The following is a 17,888-nucleotide window of genomic DNA, read 5'->3' on the forward strand; positions in this document are numbered from 1 at the left end:
GATGACCTCCGCCACCGCGCTCGCGGACGAACTGCTGGACGTGCTGGGCACGTTGATGCCGCTCGAAGCCACCTTCGTGGGCATCCCCGGTCACGACGCCGAGCTGCCCGACCCTTCCGAAGCCGGGCACGCCCGGATCCGCGAGCGAGCCGCCGACGTCCTCGCGCGGGCCCGGGCCTCGACGGACGCGGACCGGGTGACGCTCGGCGTCGTCGTCCAGCAGGCGGAGGCCGTGCTCACGCAGCTCGACGCGCGGGTCGTGGAGTTCACCCTCGCCGACCCGATGTTCGCGGTCGGCATCAGCCACCTGTCGTTCCTGCCGCAGCTCACGCCGTCCGGCGCAGAGGCCGAGGAGGACTACCTGACGCGGCTGGCCGCGCTCCCGGCGTTCTATACGGCGCTGGCGCAGCGCCAACTCGACGGCGTGCGAGCGGGCCGGACACCGGTGGACCGCAACGCGCGCAACGCGGTCGCGTTCCTGGACCGGTACCTGGCGCAGGAGGAGCTGTTCGCCCAGCCGCTGACGGACGGCCGAGGCGAGCGCCGTGACCGCTTGGTGGCCGAGGCGGTCCGGCCGGCGTTGACGCGTTACCGGGAGTTCTTGGTAGCCGACGTCGTCGGGCACGGCCGCCCCGACGACCGCCCGGGCCTTTGCTGGCTCGAGAACGGCTCGACGCACTACGCGGCGTTGGCTCGCATGCACACGACCACTCGCCACACGCCGGACGAGCTGCACCAGCTGGGTCTCGAGGTGCTCGCCGGTCTGGAGGCCGAGTATTCCGAGATCGGCGGCCGAGAGTTCGGCCTGACCAACCCGGCCGAGGTGCGCCGCCGTCTGCGGACGGACGAGACCCTCCGCTGGCGCGACGCGGAGGAGATGCTCGAGACGGCGCGGTCAGCGGTGGCCCGGGCAACGGCGGCAGCACCGGACTGGTTCCACCGCACACCGCGCGCCGAGTGCGTGGTCAGGGCGGTCCCGTCGGCCGACGCACCGGTCGCGGCCCCGGCGTACTACCTACCGGCCGCCCTCGACGGCTCGCGCCCGGGGATGTACTTCACGAACACGCACGAGGTGCGGACGCGCGACCGGTTCATCGCGGAGACGGTGGCGTTCCACGAAGCCGTGCCGGGGCACCACTTCGAGGTCTCGCTGGCCCAGGAGCTGACGGACCTGCCGCTGTTGCGCCGAATAGCCCCGGTGACGGCGTACGGCGAGGGCTGGGGGTTGTATTCCGAGCGGCTGGCCGACGAGATGGGCTTGTTTTCGAGTGATTTGATGAGGCTTGGGATGGTGGCCGAGGATTCGGTCCGAGCGGCGCGGCTGGTGGTGGACACGGGTTTGCACGCGTTGGGCTGGCCGCGTTCGCGGTGTGTCTCGTTCTTGCGGGAGCACACGGTGTTGAGTGAGGTGGAGGTCCAGTCGGAGACGGATCGGTACATCGAGTGCCCTGGCCAGGCGTTGGCTTATATGACTGGTCGATTGGAGATTTTGCGCTTGCGCCGGTTCGCTGCGGAGGCGCTTGGGGAGGGGTTTTCGTTGAAGGACTTCCATGGGGTGGTGCTCGGCGGTGGGCCGGTGCCGTTGTCGGTGCTGGAGGAGGTTGTCCGCGATTGGGTGGGTTAGCGGTTTGGTCGGCCGCCGGGGTTCCTGGGCTGTTCATCGCCGGACTCCACAACGCAGGCCGACTCCGGGACCGGGTGCCATCAACGGCGGCGGGCGCCGGAGCCCACCAGAGGCAACCCAGCGGACTGCAGGCTCCGAGGCATTGGCCAGTCCCAGCACGGCAGGCTGGCCGCGAGACGCTGCGGTTCCGCGCTAGCGACGAACAGCCTCAGTGCCAACCAGGTGTGGGCCTACGCCGGGAAGGCGACAGTGGTCATCGCTGGACACCCAACGCAGGCCGATCCGGGAACGGGCGGCATCGACAGCGGACACGGGCGCCGGAGACCGCTCGTCGCCAGACACCGCGGCGCGGGGCGACAACGGGAACGGGCGGCATCGACGGATGGCGGTGCCTGCCGGAGCTTGAAGCCGGCGGACTTCAAGCTCCGGCGGCCGCTCATCGTCGAACACCGCAGTGCAAGCCGACTCCGAGAACTGGTGGCGTCGACTGCGGACGTGGGTGTAGGCCCGTAGCCTTCTGGCTGCGGGCCTTTCCCATCTTCGGTTGTCTCACGCTGCGAATGGCAGCGGTTGGTGCAAGTTGTTGCGCCTGGGTTTTCGTTCCCTGTCCAGGAACGCAGGAGGCAGGAACTCCGGCAGGCCGTCGGCGGCGATGCGGACCTCCCAACCTGAACGGTGTAGCAATCGGTGGTGGTGGGCGCACATCAACACCAAGTTGTGCAGGTCTGTCGGGCCGCCCTCGGCCCAGTGGCGGATGTGGTGGCCTTGGCAGTGGCGGGGTGGGCGGTGGCAGCCGGGGAATGCGCAGCCTCGGTCGCGCAGGTACAGCGCTCGGCGCAGGCCCGCGGAGATCAGGCGGCGGAGGCGGCCCAAGTTCAACGGCTCGCTTTTCTCACCGAGCACTGCTGGGATGATCATGCTGTCGCACGCGTGGACCCGCGCCTCGGCCGCCGACATCGTGCCCGTGTCGCCGAGGGTGGCCTCGCCGAGGCCGGACTTCAGGTCCTTCAGGTGGACCGCGACCATCACGTGGGCTCGTTCCCCTGCCTGCATCGGCAGAGTTGGGGAGTTGAGGGCCAGGTCGATCGCGTCGGAGAAGGCGTCCCCGTAGCGTTCCTGGGGCGAGCGGTGGTCGCCCGCCTCGTTGGTGCCTGTGCGGCGTTCGGCCAACGAGTCCAATAGGGCGCTCGCTCGGGTTCCTGTCTCGTCGTCGAACCGGCCGTGCAGCTCCCATACCCCGGTTCTCTTGCGGCGCAAGGAGAGTTCTCGACTGGGGACCGGCGGTTCGGTGGTGTCGGGTTCGGGGCCGTCGGGGTCCAGGTGCGCCACGATCCGCGCGCCGAGGGCGGCGACCTGCTTGTAACCCGCATTCTCGGCCAAGGCCAGCAGGTGCTGCTCGGCATCGTCACGGTGCTCAAGGGGGATCTCGGTCAACGCTCCGACGATGGTGTCGATCATCGGGTTGCTCAGGCGGCCCGAAGAAGGGGCAGCCGCCGTCGAGGGAGCCACGGCGGGCGGACTGTCGAGGTGATGACCACCGTGCAACCCACGGGCTCGATTGACCACCGCCTCGGCCGCGGACTTCGGGATGTCGGCCAAGTGCTCGAGCAGCCGGGAAACAGAGCGATAGCCGAAGAGTTCCATTACACCGCGGGACTCGATTTCCACCAGCAGAGCACCGATCTCAGCCTCAGCCGACCGCACAACGGTAAGCAGCACGGAGATACGATCAGCCAAGGCCATCGCATCCGTCTTCCACGCCGTTTCCGTTGCCATACAACAAGGTTAGCCGAACCCGAACACACGATCATCACGCGAACGAGCGAACTGATCATACCTAATGCTGCATACCGTAAGACTTCTGACACGGATAACCATCCCCAGTCGCCGACCAGTTCGCCGGGTACCCGTTCTGCGCCCAAGCCGCGTAAGCCTGCGCGTACGAGTAACCCCGCGCATGCAACCACTGGCAAGGCGTCTGACCGGCAGCCGGCGTGATCGTGATCCACGGCTGCGCGTTGATCCAGCTCGACTGGGCGTACCACTGACCCGAAGGCCCCTTCGGCTCGACGACGACAGTCTGTGGCGGCTGAACGACGACAGTCTGCGGCGGCACCACCGTGACACTCGGCGCGGTGGTGACCACTGTGGACACCGCAGGCTGACCGGAGATCGTCCGCGGCAACCCGCACGCAGCCAAACCCATCACGACGGAAAGAACAACTACAGCGCGGAAAAGACGCATGAATGAGCTCATTTCGTCCGAGTCATGTGGCTACCGGTGATGACGCCACCGGAAACGGTGTACGTGCCGGCGAAAGTCCGCGTGCTGCCATCGGTCTGGACGGCCGACAGCACAACGGAAACCGTGCTCCCGCGGACGCCGGTCACCGTCAGAGTGTCCCACGACGTCGTCGCGAAACCGTTGACGTACTTGGCATAACTGCCACCGCCCGCGAGGCGGCTGCCGCCGAGTGACCACGCCGTGGCGAAGTCGCGGCGGTTGATCGCGTCGTAGTACGCGACCACCGTGCGCGCCTCCGACGTTTCCGCGGGCGCCGTGTAAGCGGGCTGCGGCACGTACACCGTCTGCGGCACCGCGACCACGGCAGTACTGGTCGACGGCGGTGTCACCGCAACCGGCACGGGCACACCGACCACGGACGGCACCCCGCACGCGGCAGCGCCCCCGAGGATCAAGACGAAAATGGCGGCGGATCTCATGGGAATCAACTTCTTCCTTGTCCGCCCCTGGAATCGGCCGGCCGGCCCGGAAACGCACGGGAACCACGGAACCGCGACCCAAGTGTTATCCCGTGGGATTCACCCGTTCCGGCGCACGATGTCGTAAGCCGTCATCGCGGCGGCCAAGTGGCGGGCGTCCGACGGCTGCGTCGCGTCGTAGCCCGTCAGCAACTGGATGCGTCCCAAGCGGTACGTCAGCGTGTTGCGGTGAATACTCAACGTCGACGCCGCTTCGCCGCGGTTGTAGCCAGTAGTCACGAAAGCGCGCAGAGCGTCGATCAAATGCGGGTGATCCGCCAACGGCGACAGCACGGAAGCCAGCGCTTCCCGGGCCGGGCTCGGCTGGGCGATCTGGTACTCGATGGCCAAATCCGCCAACCGGTAGAGCCGCGGCGGCCGACCCAAACTCTCCGCCAGCTCGAGGATTTCCAACGCCGACGCAAAAGCAACAGGGATATGAGCGTGTGACGACGCCCGGGCGGTCGCCGCGGTGCACGGGCGGCCACAGACTCCGTCCACTCGGGACGCCACCTCCTCCGCGGACGACGAAGTCGGCACCAGGAGCACGCCGCCGCCGTCCTTGAACGTCACCAGCACGTCCGGCTGACTGTCCAACTCGGACCGCACCGCGCGGAACAAGTCCGTCGCCGCGCGGGAATTCGAGGACGTCGGCAGCGCGGACAGGCGGAACACGACCACGTCGTACGCCTCGGCCAAGTCCCGGCGTCCCACCGGACGGCCGGCGAGCAGGTTGGCGGTGAGGTGCTGCCGGTCCTCGCGCTCCTCCCAGTCGAGGTCGTCGCGCTCGCGCAGGTACGCCGCGGCGACGCGCGGCATCACCTCGCCGAGGAAGGACAGCATTCGCGCGCCGAGCAGCGCGCGGTCGCCGTCGACCTGCTCCCACGCCACCCGAGCGGCCAGCGGGTAGATCTGCAGCACGGCCTCCAGCGGCAAGCCGTCACGCGCCCGCTCGGCACCCCACGCAATCGGCAGAGCGAGCTCCCCCGACGTCGGCAGGCGGTCCTCCGCCACCGTCGTCAAGAACAGCTCGAACACGGCCGTCGCGTTGGCGACCAGGTCGCCTTCCAGCACGCTCGCCGGCAGCAGCCGGTACGCCGGGATCTCGGCGGCGCACCGGGCGATCATCGCGGCGGCGATCTCCCCGGACCGCGGGAAGAGCGCCTCGACGGCATCCACCTCCACATTGTCACCATGCACAAACGGCCAGGGCAAGTTTCTGCGCGTTTTGCCAGCAGACAGCGTTGATCAACGGGCGCATGCTGTGCACACCACCAGACGAAAGGACTTCGCAATGGCGCGGGGAACGAAACGATGGCTGGCCGCGATCGGCCTGGCGGGCGTGCTGACGCTGGGCGCCGCCGTCCCGGCCCAGGCGGCCGGCGGCGGGAACAACGACTTCGGCTGCCGCCCGGGCGCGGCCCACCCCAACCCGGTCGTCCTGCTCCACGGCACCTTCGCCACCTACTACGAGGACCTCAACTTCCTCCAGGCCGACCTCGCCGCCCGCGGTTACTGCACGTTCTCGCTCACCTACGGCGCCTACCCGCAGTTCCCCTTCGTCGGCGGGCTGAAGCCGGTCGCGGAGTCGTCGCTGGAGATCAAGGCCTTCGTCGAAAAGGTCCGCGCGGCCACCGGCGCGGCGAAGGTCGACGTCGTCGGGCACTCCGAAGGCGGCCTGCAGTCGCTCTACCTGGCCAAGATGCAGGGCATCCAGAGCGAAATCGGCAACGTCGTCGCGATCGCCCCGCCGACGCACGGCGCGAACGCGTCCGGCCTCCTGACGCTCGCCTACACCCTGCTCGGCAAGAGCACGTGGGACACGATCGTCCGGACCATCGGGCTTCCGATCTTCGCCGACGAGCTGGACGGCGGCGCGGCGGTCGTCGCGCTGAACACCGGTCCGGTCGCGCAGCCCGGCATCGGCTACACGATCATCACCTCGCGCTACGACGAGCTGGTGACGCCGACCGAGACGTCGTTCGTCCGCGAGCCGGGCGTCAAGAACCAGTACGTCCAGGACTTCTGCCCGTTCGACCCGGTGGGCCACATCGGCGAGGCCTACGACCTCAACGTCTGGCACCTGGTCCGCAACGCCCTCGACCCCGCGCACGCGGCGCCGATCAAGGTCTGCGCCGTCGGCTCCCCCGGCTGAGTATCTGCACTCGCGCTCTTCCCCTCTTCTCGGTGCGAGAAGAGGGGGAACAGATGAACGACGGCGTCTTCGAACGCGTCGAGCGGCTGAGCCGGCGGGAGCGCGAGATCTTCGGCCTGCTCGGCCACGGCCTCTCCAACCGCGGCATCGCCCGCCGGCTGGGCATCAGCGAACGGACGGTGAAGTTCCACGTCAGCAACATCCTGATCAAGCTGCGCGTCGAATCGCGGCTGCAGGCCGGGTCGGTGGCGTGCCGCCTCCCCTGAACGGCGCAACTCCAAGGTCCAGTGTCGGCGCCGCGCCCGCGGCGGGAGGCTGGCTGCCGGGCGGAACCGCCGCCCGGAACGGGGAGGAGCCGGAATGAGGAGATGGGCAGGCGTCGCCGCCGTCGTGGCGCTCGGGGGTTTGCTGGTCCACGGCACGGCGCAGGCGGGAACACCCGCGGTGCCGGGGAAAGCTTCCGCCGCGGTCGTCCAGCAGTCGACCGCGGCCGAGAAGGACGTGCTCAGCTCGTGGACGCCCGAACGGATGCGGGCGGCCAAGCCGGTCGACGTCCCGCGCGAACAGCACGGTGCCGAACCGCAGTCGTACGTCCTGCCCGCGCAGTCCGCGCCGGGCGCCGCGGTGACGAAGCCCGGGCAGCCGCGTCCGGACGCGCTGACGTCGCTCAGCCAGTCGCAGGTCTGGACCGCGCACGGCCAGATGCCCGCGACGACCGTCGGCAAGCTGTACTTCGACAAGCCCGACGGCGGCTACCAGTGCACCGCGAGCGTCATCAACTCGGCGAACCGCAGCATGATCTGGACCGCCGGGCACTGCGTGACCGACGGCGCGAAGCACTGGTACAGCAACTTCGTCTTCGTCCCGGACTATGCCGGCTCCGGTGAGCCGCTGGGCCGGTGGAGCTGGAAGTCGGTGTCGGCGCCGAACGGCTACTTCGACGGCAAGGACAGCGACTACGACTTCGCCGCCATCACGCTCTGGCCACGGGCCGGCGTCAGCGTCGCCAACGTGACCGGCTGGCAGGGCTACAAGTTCGGCCAGGGCTACGACTGGACCGTCTACGAGTTCGGCTACCCGTCCGACACGCACCCGGCCCGCACCGGCATCACCGGCCAGCAGCTGCGCTACTGCACCGGGACGACCTGGCGGCCGGGGATCTGGCCGTTCCAGCCGGACCAGCAAGCGATCCACTGCGACCAGGGCCACGGCGCGAGCGGCGGTCCCTGGCTCGACGACCTGCAGCTGTCCCGCGGCTGGGGCTACCTCGTCGGCAACGTGAGCTACCACTCCGACGACAACTCGGACGAGGAACGCAGCCCGCACTTCGGCGACGCGGCGATCAACGTCTACAACGCCCAGCAAGCCGCCTGACCCACACCCGTCGTGAGTGAGAAACAGGGTTAGAACACTGTTTCTCACTCACGACGTCGTTCAGCCGAGGCCGATGGCGAACACGTGCAGGTCGGGGTCCGAAGGCAGGGTCACCGAGGCGATCTGCTTCCCCGCCGGGGCGTCGAACGGCGCCGTCGCGTAGACCGACGCCCCGCCACCCTGGCCGCCCGGCTGGTTGCGGTGGTCCGTGCGGGCCACCAGGGTGTTGCCGAACACCGGGTCCGTGCCGCCGCCCGGGAACACCCAGTCGCCGAAGGACAAATCCGCCGACGCGGTCGTGCCGTCGGTGAACGTCACCGTCGCCGACGCCCGGTGGTCGCCGTTCGAAGCCGTGCCGATGAACGACAGCCGCGTCCCCGAAAGGCGGATCGTCTGCCCGGCCGGGACGACGTTGTCCGGACGTCCCGCCGGCGCGGCGGGCCACACGAACGACGTCCCGACCGCTTGCGAGGTCTGACCGCCCACTAGCCCGGCCGAAGCCAGAGCCTGCCGCGACAGGCTGTTCCCGGCGCCGTCGATGTCCGCCGAGCCCGTATCGCCGTCGTCCGAGATGCCGACGTTCGAGTACGCCGCCGCCAGCCCACCCGGAGGCGCGACCAACACGATCACCGAGCCCGGCACCGACGTCGAGCCGCCGCGGACGGTCACCGGCACCTGGTAGTAACCCTCGGGCGTCCCGGCGGCCACCGACACCGTCAGCTTCGCGGTACCGCTGCCGGTCCGGTCGTCGAGCCGCAGCTGCCGCGGCCCGGACACCGAAATCCCGGCCGGCGCTTGAGCCTTCACGTCGAGCACGCGGTCGTGCCCGCCGAGCCGCTGGCCGCTGATCGTGGCCTCGCCGGTGCTCCCGGGCGAGACGACGACCTGGTTGGTCGCCGACGCCAGGAACGGCTTCTCACTGTCCCGATAGGACGGAGGCGTCGAACCGGCCGCCCACCGCTTGTCCGGAGTGGACACGAGCGAGAAGTCCAGCCGGCCACCGTCGCGGACCGTACCGGCGGGCAGGGACGTCTTGTCCCAGTCCCGGCCGTTCAGCGACAGCGAGTGGACGTAGGTCGCCGGCGCCTGGGGCGCGCGGATGTCGAGCGTCCGCCCGTTCGGCAGGCTCAAGAGAGCACGCTCGAACAGCGGGCTGTGCACGACCAGGTCGGGCGTCCCCGGGGTGGCCGGGTAGATGCCGAGCGCGGCCCAGACGTACCACGACGACTGCGCGCCGAGGTCGTCGTTGCCCGGCTCGCCGTCCGGGGTAGCGCTGAACAGCGTCGTCGCGATCTCGCGGACCACCTGCTGCGTCTTCCACGGCTGCCCGACGTGGTTGTACAGCCACGGGACACCGAAGTCGGGCTCGTTGCCCGCCCACATGTACGGCTCGTTCGGGCCGACGTTCAGCTTCTGGAAGAAAGTGTCCAAACGGGACGCGGTCGCGGCCGGCCCGCCCATCGCCTGCACGAGACCGGCCGGGTCCTGCGGCACCAGCCACGTGTACTGCGCGGCGTTGCCCTCGTCGAAGCCGTCCTGGCCGAACTTTCCGGGCGCCGGCGGGACGTAGGCCGGGCCGTCCGGGAAGCGGCCGTCCTGCCCGCGCGGCTGCAGGTAGCCGGTCAGCGGGTTGAAGATGTTCTGCCAGTTCTGGCCCCGCTTGGTGAACTCGCGCGCGACGTCGCGGTCGCCGATGCCCTGGGCGAACTGCGCGATCGCGAAGTCGTCGATCGCCCACTCCAAGGTGATCGACGCGCCGACGCGCGCGTGGTCACCGCGGGAAGCGTCGTTGTTCGGCAGGTACCCGCGAGCGACGTAGTCCGCGATGCCGCGGCGTTCTTGATACGCACCCGGCGTTTCGTCGACCGAAGTCGCCCCCTTGACCAGGTACTTCAGCGCCGTCTTGACGTCGAAGTCGCGCGCCCCGAACGCGTAGAGGTTCGAGATCAGCGCGACCGAGCTGTCGCCGGTCATCTGGCCGGTGTAGCCGTTCGCCATCGGCCAGCGCGGCCACCAGCCGCCCTGCACGGCGTCGTTCGTCAGCGACTGCGCCATGTCGCTGGCTTCCTTCGGGAACAGCATGGCGTGCAACGGCGCGAGCGAGCGGTAGGTGTCCCAGTCGGAGAAGTTCGCGTACTGGTGCCGTCCCGCGGGCAGCGTCCGGATCTGGTTGTCGAAGCCGATGTAACGCCCATCGGCGTCATCAAAAGTGTTGGGGTGCAGCAGCGAGTGGTACAGCGCGGTGTAGAACGTCTTGAGCTGCGCGGTGTCCCGGCCGGCGACGCGGATCTTGCCCAGCGCCTGCGTCCACTTGTCCCTTGTGGACTTCCGGACCGCGCCGAAGTCCCAGCCCGGGACTTCCGCGGCCATGTTGGCTTTCGCGCCGTCGACGCCCACATAGGACATCGACACCTTCGCGTGCACGGTCGGCGAACCGAACGTCAGGTACGCCCCCGCGCGCGGCGAGTCGACGCTGTCCGTGCCCGGCTTGACCGACGAGCCGTCCCACGTGCCGTGCGCGGTGAACGGCTGGTCGAACGTGATGTCGTAGTAGACGGTGTAGTGGTTGCCCTTGCCGCAGAAGTTGCCGGTGGTGGCCGACCCGCTGACCTCGCGATCGCCGGTGACCCGCAGAGTCGCGGCGGAGTTCCCGGCCAGGCTCGCCCCGCCCTTGACCAGCACCTGCGGCGTCGAACCGGCCGGGTAGGTGAACGTCGCGAGCCCGGTGCGGGTCGTCGCGGTCAGCTCGGCCCGGACGTTCGAGTCGGCGAGCGTCACGGCGTAGTAGCCGGGCTCGGCCTGCTCACCGTCGTGGCTGAAGTGCTCGGTCCGGTCCCACGGCGCGCTGCCGACGTCGCCGGTGACCGGCAGGAGCGGCACGTCGCCGAACGCGTTGCAGCCGACCGAGGCGTGGTCGAGGCTGAAACCCCGGATCTGGTCGGAGTGGTACTGGTAGCCGGCGTACGCGCCCTGGGTGTCCGGCGAGAACTGCATCATCCCGAACGGCGCCGCCGGCCCGGGGAAGTTGTTGATCTCGCCGACCGAGCTGCCGCCGCGGCCGGTGCCGATCAGCGGGTCGACGTAGGCCGCCGGGTCCCCGACCAGCGGTGACAACGTTGTCGGCGCCGCCGAGGCGATGGCGGGCGCCCCGATCACCGCCGTCGCGACCAGCGCCGCCGTGAATTTGTATCGCACCGTGCCTCCCAGAGCTGTCATCCGACCTTTGCCGGTCACCGAGCCCGGGGTCAACACTTTGACAAAGACCTGGCTCGTGCCCTCAACGTATGAAGATCCGGTCAGGATGCGGTGGTGACCGTGTCAGGACGCCTAACCTCGACGCCGTGTGCGCACGTGTACTGGTCGCCGAGGACGACGAGAAGCAGGCCGAAGTCCTCCGCCTCTACCTCGAGAGCGAAGGTCACACCGTGGTGCTGGCCCCGGACGGCCGCGCGGCCCTCGAGGAGGCCCGCCGCGAGCGGCCCGACCTGCTGGTCCTCGACGTGATGATGCCCAAGGTCGACGGCCTGGACGTCTGCCGCATCCTGCGCGGCGAGTCCGACGTCGCGGTGCTGATGCTGACCGCCCGCGCGACCGAGGAGGACCTGCTCCTCGGCCTCGACCTCGGCGCCGACGACTACCTGACCAAGCCCTACAGCCCGCGCGAGCTGATGGCCCGGGTCCGCACGCTGCTGCGCCGCACGTCGGCCCGCAGCGAGCCGCCCGACCCCGCGTTGCGAGCCGGTGCCCTGCGGCTCGACCCGGTCCGGCACGAGGTGTCGGTCGACGGCCGCCCGGTCGAGACCACCCCGGGCGAGTTCCAGCTGCTGGAGACGCTCATCCGGCAGCCCGGGCGCGTGTTCACCCGGCGGCAGCTGCTGGAGCTGACCCGCGGCGACGACCGGTTCGTCAGCACCCGGATCATCGACGTCCACGTCCTCAACCTGCGCAAGAAGCTCGAACCCGACCCGCAGAAGCCCGTCTACCTGCGGACCGTCTTCGGCGTGGGGTACAAGCTGACGGCGGAAAATGACGCCTAGCCCGAGGCGCGCTTCTCAGCCGAGGGCGCATCAGCACAGCTTCCCCCTTCGGCGCAGCCTCGTCGTCCGGCTGACAGCGGTCTCCCTGCTGATCGCGCTTGGCTCGATCGCCGCGACCGCGTGGCTGGCCGTGCAGACGACCACCCGCGCGATCCAGCAGGAGCAGGGTCAGGCGCTGTCGGGCGACGCGACCATCTACACCGAGCTGATCGGCTTCGCCGCGGCAAACCACACCTGGGACCAGGTCGGCCCGCGGCTGCGGGAGCTGTCCGCCGGCACCGGCCGCCGGATCGTGCTGACCACGCTCGACCGCCGGGTCCTGGGCGACTCCGGTGGCGAGCCGGTCACGCTGCCGGTGAAGGCGACGGCGTCGGTCGACCCGCTGCACGTCGACCCGGTGCTGCTGCCGCAGGCCGGGACCAGCGGCATCGACCCGCGCGCGGCCGGCCCGTTCCGGCTGCCCGCCGACGAGCGCCAGGACCTCGACGGCCTGGCGCGGAAGGCGGCCGCGTGCCTCACCTCCTTCGGCTTCCCCAGCCAGGTGCGCGCCGGGGCGAGCGGCCGGCCGCAGCTCACCGGGCTCGACCCGCTCGCCGCCCGCTACTTCGCGGCCAAGTGCGGCATCTACGACCTCGCCACCCCGACGCCGACCGAGCAGGCCGCGCTCGCCGGCCTCGACGAAGCCGTGAACCGCTGCCTGCAGGCCCAAGGCGCCGAGCAGGTGAAGCTGGGCCTCGACTTCGACGCTCTCGGCGTCGCCGACCAAGGGCCGAGCCGAGCCTGTGTCGACTCCGCCCGCCGCGCGCAGCTGACGCCGTTCGTCGCGCCGCCCGCGTTGCTCTTCACGCTCGGTCCCGGTGGGTCGCAGCTGCCGACGTTCACGCTGTCGAAGGAAAACCTCACGCGGATCCTCGCGGTGACCGGCGGCGTACTGGTGCTGGCGGCGGCGATCACCGTGCTGGTCGCGCGGCGGCTGTCGCGGCCGCTGCGTGCGCTCACCGAGGCCGCGAAGCAGGACCGGCCGGCGCCCGTGAAGTCCCGCGACGAGGTCGGCTACCTCGCCGCCGCGTTCAACGACCTCACCGCGCGCCGCGAACGCATCGAGGAGCAGCGCAAGGCGATGGTCAGCGACATCGCCCACGAGCTGCGCAACCCGCTCAACGTCATCCGCGGCCGGCTGGAGGCCGCCGAGGACGGGCACCTGCCGTTCGACCGGGCGCTGTCGACGTCGCTGCTCGAGGAAACCGTGCTGCTGCAGCACATCGTCGAGGACCTGCAGGACCTCGCCGCGGCCGACGCCGGGCGGCTGCGGCTGCACCCGGAGCCGGTGGACGCGGCCGAGCTGGCCGGCCACGTCGCCGCCGCGCACGCCGACCGGGCCGCCGCGGCCGGGGTGACGCTCACCGTTTCCCCGCACGGCTCGGCGGAGCTGACCGCCGACCCGGTGCGGTTGCGCCAGATCGTCGGCAACCTGGTGACCAACGCGGTCCGCCACACCTCGGCGGGCGGCCGCGTGACGATCCACGTGTCGTCCACTGTGGACGAGGTACTGATCGCCGTCGCGGACACCGGTACCGGGATCGCCGCCGAGGACCTGCCGCACGTGTTCGACCGGTTCTGGCGGGCCGAGAAGTCCCGCAGTCGCCAGACCGGCGGCAGCGGGCTCGGCCTCGCCATCGTGCGCCACCTCGTGCAGGCCCACGGCGGCACCGTGACGGTCGAATCCGAAGTGGACAACGGATCGACCTTCACCGTCACCCTCCCCCGGGCGGAGCTTCCCCGGGAAAGCTCCTAGCCTTTGAGGCCGCTCTGGGCGAGCCCTTCGACGAACTGGCGCTGCGCGATGATGAACACGATGAGCACCGGCACGACCGTGGTGGTCGCGGCGGCGAGCTGGACGTTCCAGAGGTGGCCGCCGTAGACGTCGACGTACTGCGTCAGCGCCACCGGCAGCGTGAACATGTCCTTGTCGGTCAGGTAGACGAGGGGTTCCAGGAAGAAGTTCCACGTGGTGAGGAACGTGAAGATGGCGACCGCGGCGAGCGCGGGCTTGGCGATCGGCAGGGCGACGCGCCGGTAGAGCCCGAACCGCGACAGCCCGTCCAGCCGGCCCGCTTCTTCCAGCTCGCCCGGGATCGTGATGAAGAACTGCCGCATCACGAACGTCGCCAGCACGCTCGGTGCGCCGAAGATCGGGACGACGATCAACGGCCAGTGCGTGTTCGTCAGGCCGAGGTCGTCGACCAGCCGGAACAGCGGGATGATCGTGACCTCGCTCGGCACCATCAGCCCGATGAGGATCAGGGCGAACAGCTTCTCGCCGCGGAACCGGATGCGCGCGAACGCGTACCCGGCCAGCGAGGAGAAGAACATCGTGCCCAGCGTGACGAGCACCGCGATGTACAGGCTGTTGAAGTACTGCCGCGCCAACGGGAAGTCGGTGAACGCGACTCGGTAGTTCTCCCACTGCGGCTGGTTCGGGAACAGCTTCGGCGGGTACGCGAGCACCTCGTTGGCCGGCAGCAGCGACGCCGTGATCATCCACCAGGTGGGGAACACGAACGGCACGGCCAGCACGACCATCACCGCGTAGCACGCGATCTTGGCCCTACGACTCATGGAACACCCACCGCTTCCGCATCCGCCACTGCAGCAGCGTGAGCACGAGGATGACGAGGAACAGCACGACGGCCAGCGCGGAGCCGTAGCCGAGGTCGTGGTTGGCGAACGCCTGCTGGTAGAAGTAGAAGACCAGCACGTTGGTGCTGTCGGCGGGCCCGCCGAGGGTCAGCACCTGGATCTGCGCGAACACCTGCAGCGCGCCGGCGACGGTGATGATCGCCGTCAGCAGCGTGGTCGGGCTGATCATCGGCAGGATCACCGACCGGAACCGGCGCCACGGGCCGGCACCGTCCAATTGCGACGCCTCCATGATGGACGCCGGGATCCCCTGCAGCGCGGCGAGGAACAGGACCATGTTGAGCCCGACGTTCTTCAGCACCTGCACGACGATCACCGACAGCATCGCGGTGCCGTTGCCGCGCAGCCAGTTCGGCCCGTCGACGCCGATCGTCTGCAGCAGCGAGTTGATCCCGCCGTTGTCCTGCAGGAGGAAGTTCCAGACGATCGTCCACGCGACCAGCGTGACGACCACCGGCGAGAAGAACACCGTCCGGAACACCGTGGTGCCGCGCAGCTTCAGGTTGAGCAGCAAGGCCAGCGACAATGCGAGCGCCAGGTTCAGGACGACCAGGCCGACGCAGAAGATCGCCGTCGCGCGGGCGACCTTCGGCGCGGTCGGGTCGTCGAAGAGCTTGGCGTAGTTGTCCGCACCGGTGAACGTCGACGTCCCGGCCAGCAGGTTGACGTCCTGGAAGCTGTACCAGACCACGGCGACCAGCGGTGCGACGACGAAGGCGAGGAACCCGAGGGCCTGCGGGGCGATGAAGAACCACCCCGCCAGCTCGTCGCGCTTCTTCGAAGTGAGGGTCACTGGCTCAACGCGGGGTCGATGGCCTGGCAGACGCCGGCCAGCGCGGCGGGCACGTTCGCGTCCGGCTTCCACATCGGGTCCAAAGCGGACTGGACGAGCGACGCGATCCGCGCGCTCCCGGTGTGCGACGGCAGCACCGCGCCGGTCTTGATCCCGTTGACGACGACGTTCTGCAGCTGCTCTTGGCTGAACAGCGGGTTCGCCTTGGCCAGGGTGGCGGCGTTGAGCAGGCTGTCGCGGGCCGGCGGGAAGTACTGGCCGAGCTTCGCCGAGTTGGCCGGGTTGGTGAAGAACGCGAGGAAGTCCGCGGCGGCCTCGGCGTGCTTGCCCTTGACCGGGACGCCGATCCCGGCCTGCCCGATGACCTGGGCGCTCGCCTTCGGGCCGGCGGGCAGCGGGACGATCCCCCACTCGAACGGCTTGGCCTTGAGCAGGCCGGCGCGGCTGATCTGCGCGATGGTCAGGCCGCTTTCGCCGGCGAAGAAGTCCGCCGTCGTGCCCGGGCCGGGCAGCGCCTTGTCGGTGAAGATCGCCTGGTGCAGGAACGTCATCGCGGACGTCATCTCCGGGGAGGTGAACCCGCAGGACTTGCCGTCCGGGCCCCACGCGTCGGCGCCGAAGCCGCGCCAGACCGAGGCGAGCAGCACCCACTGCTTGTACTCGAATTCGCGGATGACCAGGCCGGCCTTGCCGGTGTCCTTCGCGGCGACCTGGGTGGCGATCCGCCGAGCCGCGTCCCAGGTCCACTGTCCACTCGCGAGCAGCTGGTCCGGGGTCTGGGTCACGCCGGCCTGGGTGAGCAGGTTCTTGTTGTAGAACATGCCGAACGGCGACGTCGAGAACGGGTAGGCGTACAGGCCGCCGTCCTTGGTCCACAGCTTCGTCGCGGACGGCACGAGTTCCGCGGCGTTGTACCCGGCGGCACCGTCCAAAGTGGGCTTGAGGTTCGTGAGGGCACCGGACTGGACGAAGTCCGGGGCGTCGCGCTCGAGGATCCACGCCAGGTCGGGCGGGTTGCCGCCGGAGAGCTGGGTGGTGAGCGCGGCCGAGTACGCGCTGGTGTCGCCGGGGACGACGTCGAACTTGACCGACGCGACCTCCGGGTGGGCCGTGCGGTACTCGGCGGCGATGGAGTCGAAGAGGGCGAGCTGGTTCTTGTCGGTCGTCCAGACCGTCATGCGCAGGGCGATGTCCTTGTCGTCGCCGGCGCCGCCCGAGCACGCCGTCGAAGCCAGTGCGACGGCGGACAGGGCCGCGGCGAGCAGCCGGATTCTCCGGTAGGCCACGATGCCTCCTGGTTATTCGAATTAGCAGCGACCGTAAGCGCGGCCGCTAGTGCTGTCAACAGGCTGCCTGAGCCTCAGCGGGAGTCTGTTGTGGAGGGTCTCGCCGTGGTGGCGCCCTCGTGGATCGTGCACGGCAGGAGCAGCTGGCGGGGCTTGGGGTTCTTCAGCAGCCCGACGAGCACGCGCACGGCGTGCACGCCCATTTCGTGGCGCGGGATGCGGAACATCGACCAGTCCGTGCCGGTGCTCGGCACGGCGTGCGCGTGCGGCTGCTGCGACGGGTCGGCGTCCCCGAGCACCACTATGGACAGATCGCCGGGCACGCCGAGGCCGAGTTCGCGCGCGCGGGCCAGGATGCCGTCGGCCATCGCCGAGCTCTCGACGAGCAACGCCGTGACGCCCTCGTCGAGTGCCTGGCGCAGCGCGATCGCCGGGTCGTCGGCGACGAAGACCAGCGGCGCGCGGCGGTGCTTGCGCGCGGCGGCCTCGTAACCGCTGCGGCGATCGAGCGTCGGCTCGTTCTCCTCGGTCACGCTGAGCAGGCCGATCCGGCGGTGCCCGAGGCCCCACAGCCGTTCGTGGACCTCACGGGTGGCGGCGACGTAGTCCGCGCCGACGTAGCTGATCGGCCCGGTCGGCGACTCGCGGCGGCCGACGAACACGAACGGGAACTGCTCCTCGACGAGCTGCGCGAGTTCTTGGGGGTCGTTGTGGCGGCCGAGCAGGATCGAGCCGTCGGCGATGCGCAGCCGGTTCGTGCCCGCCTCGTAGATGCGGCGGCGCCCGTCGCGGCGGCCACCGCTGGTGAACAGCAGCAGGTCGAAGCCCTGCGCCTCGGCCTCCTCCTCGATGCCGAGCAGGAACGGCCGGTAGAAGTCGGCCACGCCGGAGGGGAACACCGACTCGTAGGTGAAGACGCCGAGGATCTGGTTGGACCCGCCGCGCAGCCGGCGGCCCATGATGTCCACCGTGTAGCCGGTTTCGCGCAGCACCTGCTGCACCCGGTCGCGGGTCTCGGGGGTGACGCGCAGGCTGTCGGAGCCGTTCAGCACCATGGACACGACGGCCTGCGAGACGCCGGCCAGGCGCGCCACCTGGGCCTGCGTGACCCGGCCCGAACCCGCCGTCATCCGTGACTCCCTCCGCGACTGCGCCA

Annotated in this window: 14 protein-coding genes; 6 read left to right on the forward strand and 8 right to left on the reverse strand. The window is 69.8% G+C overall.

What is annotated here, in order from left to right; all coding sequences use genetic code 11:
• The first annotated feature begins 1 nt into the window (after nucleotide 1).
• On the forward strand, nucleotides 2-1,624 hold the full coding sequence (locus ACIQWX_RS31950) for a DUF885 domain-containing protein (protein ID WP_400878962.1): 1,623 nt from the start codon (nucleotides 2-4) through the stop codon (nucleotides 1,622-1,624).
• A 549-nt stretch (nucleotides 1,625-2,173) separates the two neighbouring features.
• Here ACIQWX_RS31950 and ACIQWX_RS31955 read toward each other — a convergent pair.
• The 3 genes from ACIQWX_RS31955 to ACIQWX_RS31965 all read right to left on the reverse strand — a co-directional run bounded on the left by ACIQWX_RS31955 (nucleotide 2,174) and on the right by ACIQWX_RS31965 (nucleotide 5,566).
• Nucleotides 2,174-3,400 carry a DUF222 domain-containing protein gene (locus ACIQWX_RS31955; protein ID WP_400878965.1) on the reverse strand — a complete coding sequence of 409 codons (1,227 nt, stop codon included), beginning with the start codon at nucleotides 3,398-3,400 and terminating at the stop codon, nucleotides 2,174-2,176.
• A 477-nt stretch (nucleotides 3,401-3,877) separates the two neighbouring features.
• Nucleotides 3,878-4,285, reverse strand: coding sequence for a hypothetical protein (locus tag ACIQWX_RS31960; RefSeq protein WP_400878968.1), 408 nt, complete (start codon nucleotides 4,283-4,285; stop codon nucleotides 3,878-3,880).
• 162 nt (nucleotides 4,286-4,447) lie between these two features.
• Entirely contained in the window at nucleotides 4,448-5,566 is a 1,119-nt protein-coding gene (locus ACIQWX_RS31965; RefSeq protein ID WP_400878970.1) for a PucR family transcriptional regulator, read from the reverse strand.
• A 115-nt stretch (nucleotides 5,567-5,681) separates the two neighbouring features.
• Here ACIQWX_RS31965 and ACIQWX_RS31970 point away from each other — a divergent pair, with 115 nt between their 5' ends.
• From ACIQWX_RS31970 to ACIQWX_RS31980, 3 genes are all read left to right on the forward strand, one after another.
• On the forward strand, nucleotides 5,682-6,542 hold the full coding sequence (locus ACIQWX_RS31970) for an esterase/lipase family protein (protein WP_400878973.1): 861 nt from the start codon (nucleotides 5,682-5,684) through the stop codon (nucleotides 6,540-6,542).
• A gap of 53 nt (nucleotides 6,543-6,595) precedes the next feature.
• A complete protein-coding gene (locus ACIQWX_RS31975; RefSeq protein ID WP_400878976.1) occupies nucleotides 6,596-6,808 on the forward strand; it encodes a LuxR C-terminal-related transcriptional regulator in 213 nt (70 codons plus the stop codon).
• Nucleotides 6,809-6,902: 94 nt separating this feature from the next.
• Nucleotides 6,903-7,916 (forward strand): trypsin-like serine peptidase, encoded by a 1,014-nt coding sequence (locus ACIQWX_RS31980; RefSeq protein WP_400878979.1) that lies wholly within the window; start codon nucleotides 6,903-6,905, stop codon nucleotides 7,914-7,916.
• Between the two features lie 60 nt (nucleotides 7,917-7,976).
• On the opposite strand, the gene ACIQWX_RS31985 is transcribed toward ACIQWX_RS31980, so the two are convergent.
• Nucleotides 7,977-11,111 (reverse strand): GH92 family glycosyl hydrolase, encoded by a 3,135-nt coding sequence (locus ACIQWX_RS31985; protein ID WP_400878982.1) that lies wholly within the window; start codon nucleotides 11,109-11,111, stop codon nucleotides 7,977-7,979.
• A 146-nt stretch (nucleotides 11,112-11,257) separates the two neighbouring features.
• On the opposite strand from ACIQWX_RS31985, the gene ACIQWX_RS31990 reads away from it, so the two are divergent.
• Complete coding sequence (locus tag ACIQWX_RS31990; RefSeq protein ID WP_400878985.1) at nucleotides 11,258-11,953, forward strand: response regulator transcription factor; 696 nt, start codon at nucleotides 11,258-11,260, stop codon at nucleotides 11,951-11,953.
• Nucleotides 11,943-13,748: a sensor histidine kinase gene (locus tag ACIQWX_RS31995; RefSeq protein ID WP_400878988.1), complete on the forward strand. Its 1,806-nt coding sequence runs from the start codon at nucleotides 11,943-11,945 to the stop codon at nucleotides 13,746-13,748. The genes ACIQWX_RS31990 and ACIQWX_RS31995 overlap by 11 nt, the downstream gene beginning before the upstream one ends.
• On the opposite strand, the gene ACIQWX_RS32000 is transcribed toward ACIQWX_RS31995, so the two are convergent.
• The 4 genes from ACIQWX_RS32000 to ACIQWX_RS32015 form a co-directional block, all read right to left on the reverse strand.
• On the reverse strand, nucleotides 13,745-14,572 hold the full coding sequence (locus ACIQWX_RS32000) for a carbohydrate ABC transporter permease (RefSeq protein ID WP_400878991.1): 828 nt from the start codon (nucleotides 14,570-14,572) through the stop codon (nucleotides 13,745-13,747). The two genes, ACIQWX_RS31995 and ACIQWX_RS32000, sit on opposite strands and share 4 nt — an antisense overlap.
• Entirely contained in the window at nucleotides 14,562-15,446 is an 885-nt protein-coding gene (locus ACIQWX_RS32005; protein ID WP_400878994.1) for a carbohydrate ABC transporter permease, read from the reverse strand. The genes ACIQWX_RS32000 and ACIQWX_RS32005 overlap by 11 nt, the downstream gene beginning before the upstream one ends.
• Entirely contained in the window at nucleotides 15,443-16,732 is a 1,290-nt protein-coding gene (locus tag ACIQWX_RS32010) for an ABC transporter substrate-binding protein (RefSeq protein ID WP_400878997.1), read from the reverse strand. Before ACIQWX_RS32010 ends, ACIQWX_RS32005 begins: the two co-directional genes overlap by 4 nt.
• A gap of 74 nt (nucleotides 16,733-16,806) precedes the next feature.
• Nucleotides 16,807-17,862 carry a LacI family DNA-binding transcriptional regulator gene (locus ACIQWX_RS32015; protein WP_400879000.1) on the reverse strand — a complete coding sequence of 352 codons (1,056 nt, stop codon included), beginning with the start codon at nucleotides 17,860-17,862 and terminating at the stop codon, nucleotides 16,807-16,809.
• Between the last annotated feature and the right edge of the window lie 26 nt (nucleotides 17,863-17,888).

This window comes from Amycolatopsis sp. NPDC098790 (assembly GCF_044759945.1).
GTDB lineage: Bacteria > Actinomycetota > Actinomycetes > Mycobacteriales > Pseudonocardiaceae > Amycolatopsis.

Coding starts and splice junctions, on each gene's coding strand:
- ACIQWX_RS31970 (WP_400878973.1), top strand. CDS start 5,682: ATGGCGCGGGGAACGAAACGATGGCTGGCCGCGATCGGCCTGGCGGGC.
- ACIQWX_RS32000 (WP_400878991.1), bottom strand. CDS start 14,572: ATGAGTCGTAGGGCCAAGATCGCGTGCTACGCGGTGATGGTCGTGCTG.
- ACIQWX_RS31955 (WP_400878965.1), bottom strand. CDS start 3,400: ATGGCAACGGAAACGGCGTGGAAGACGGATGCGATGGCCTTGGCTGAT.
- ACIQWX_RS31975 (WP_400878976.1), top strand. CDS start 6,596: ATGAACGACGGCGTCTTCGAACGCGTCGAGCGGCTGAGCCGGCGGGAG.
- ACIQWX_RS32015 (WP_400879000.1), bottom strand. CDS start 17,862: ATGACGGCGGGTTCGGGCCGGGTCACGCAGGCCCAGGTGGCGCGCCTG.
- ACIQWX_RS31980 (WP_400878979.1), top strand. CDS start 6,903: ATGAGGAGATGGGCAGGCGTCGCCGCCGTCGTGGCGCTCGGGGGTTTG.
- ACIQWX_RS31950 (WP_400878962.1), top strand. CDS start 2: ATGACCTCCGCCACCGCGCTCGCGGACGAACTGCTGGACGTGCTGGGC.
- ACIQWX_RS31995 (WP_400878988.1), top strand. CDS start 11,943: ATGACGCCTAGCCCGAGGCGCGCTTCTCAGCCGAGGGCGCATCAGCAC.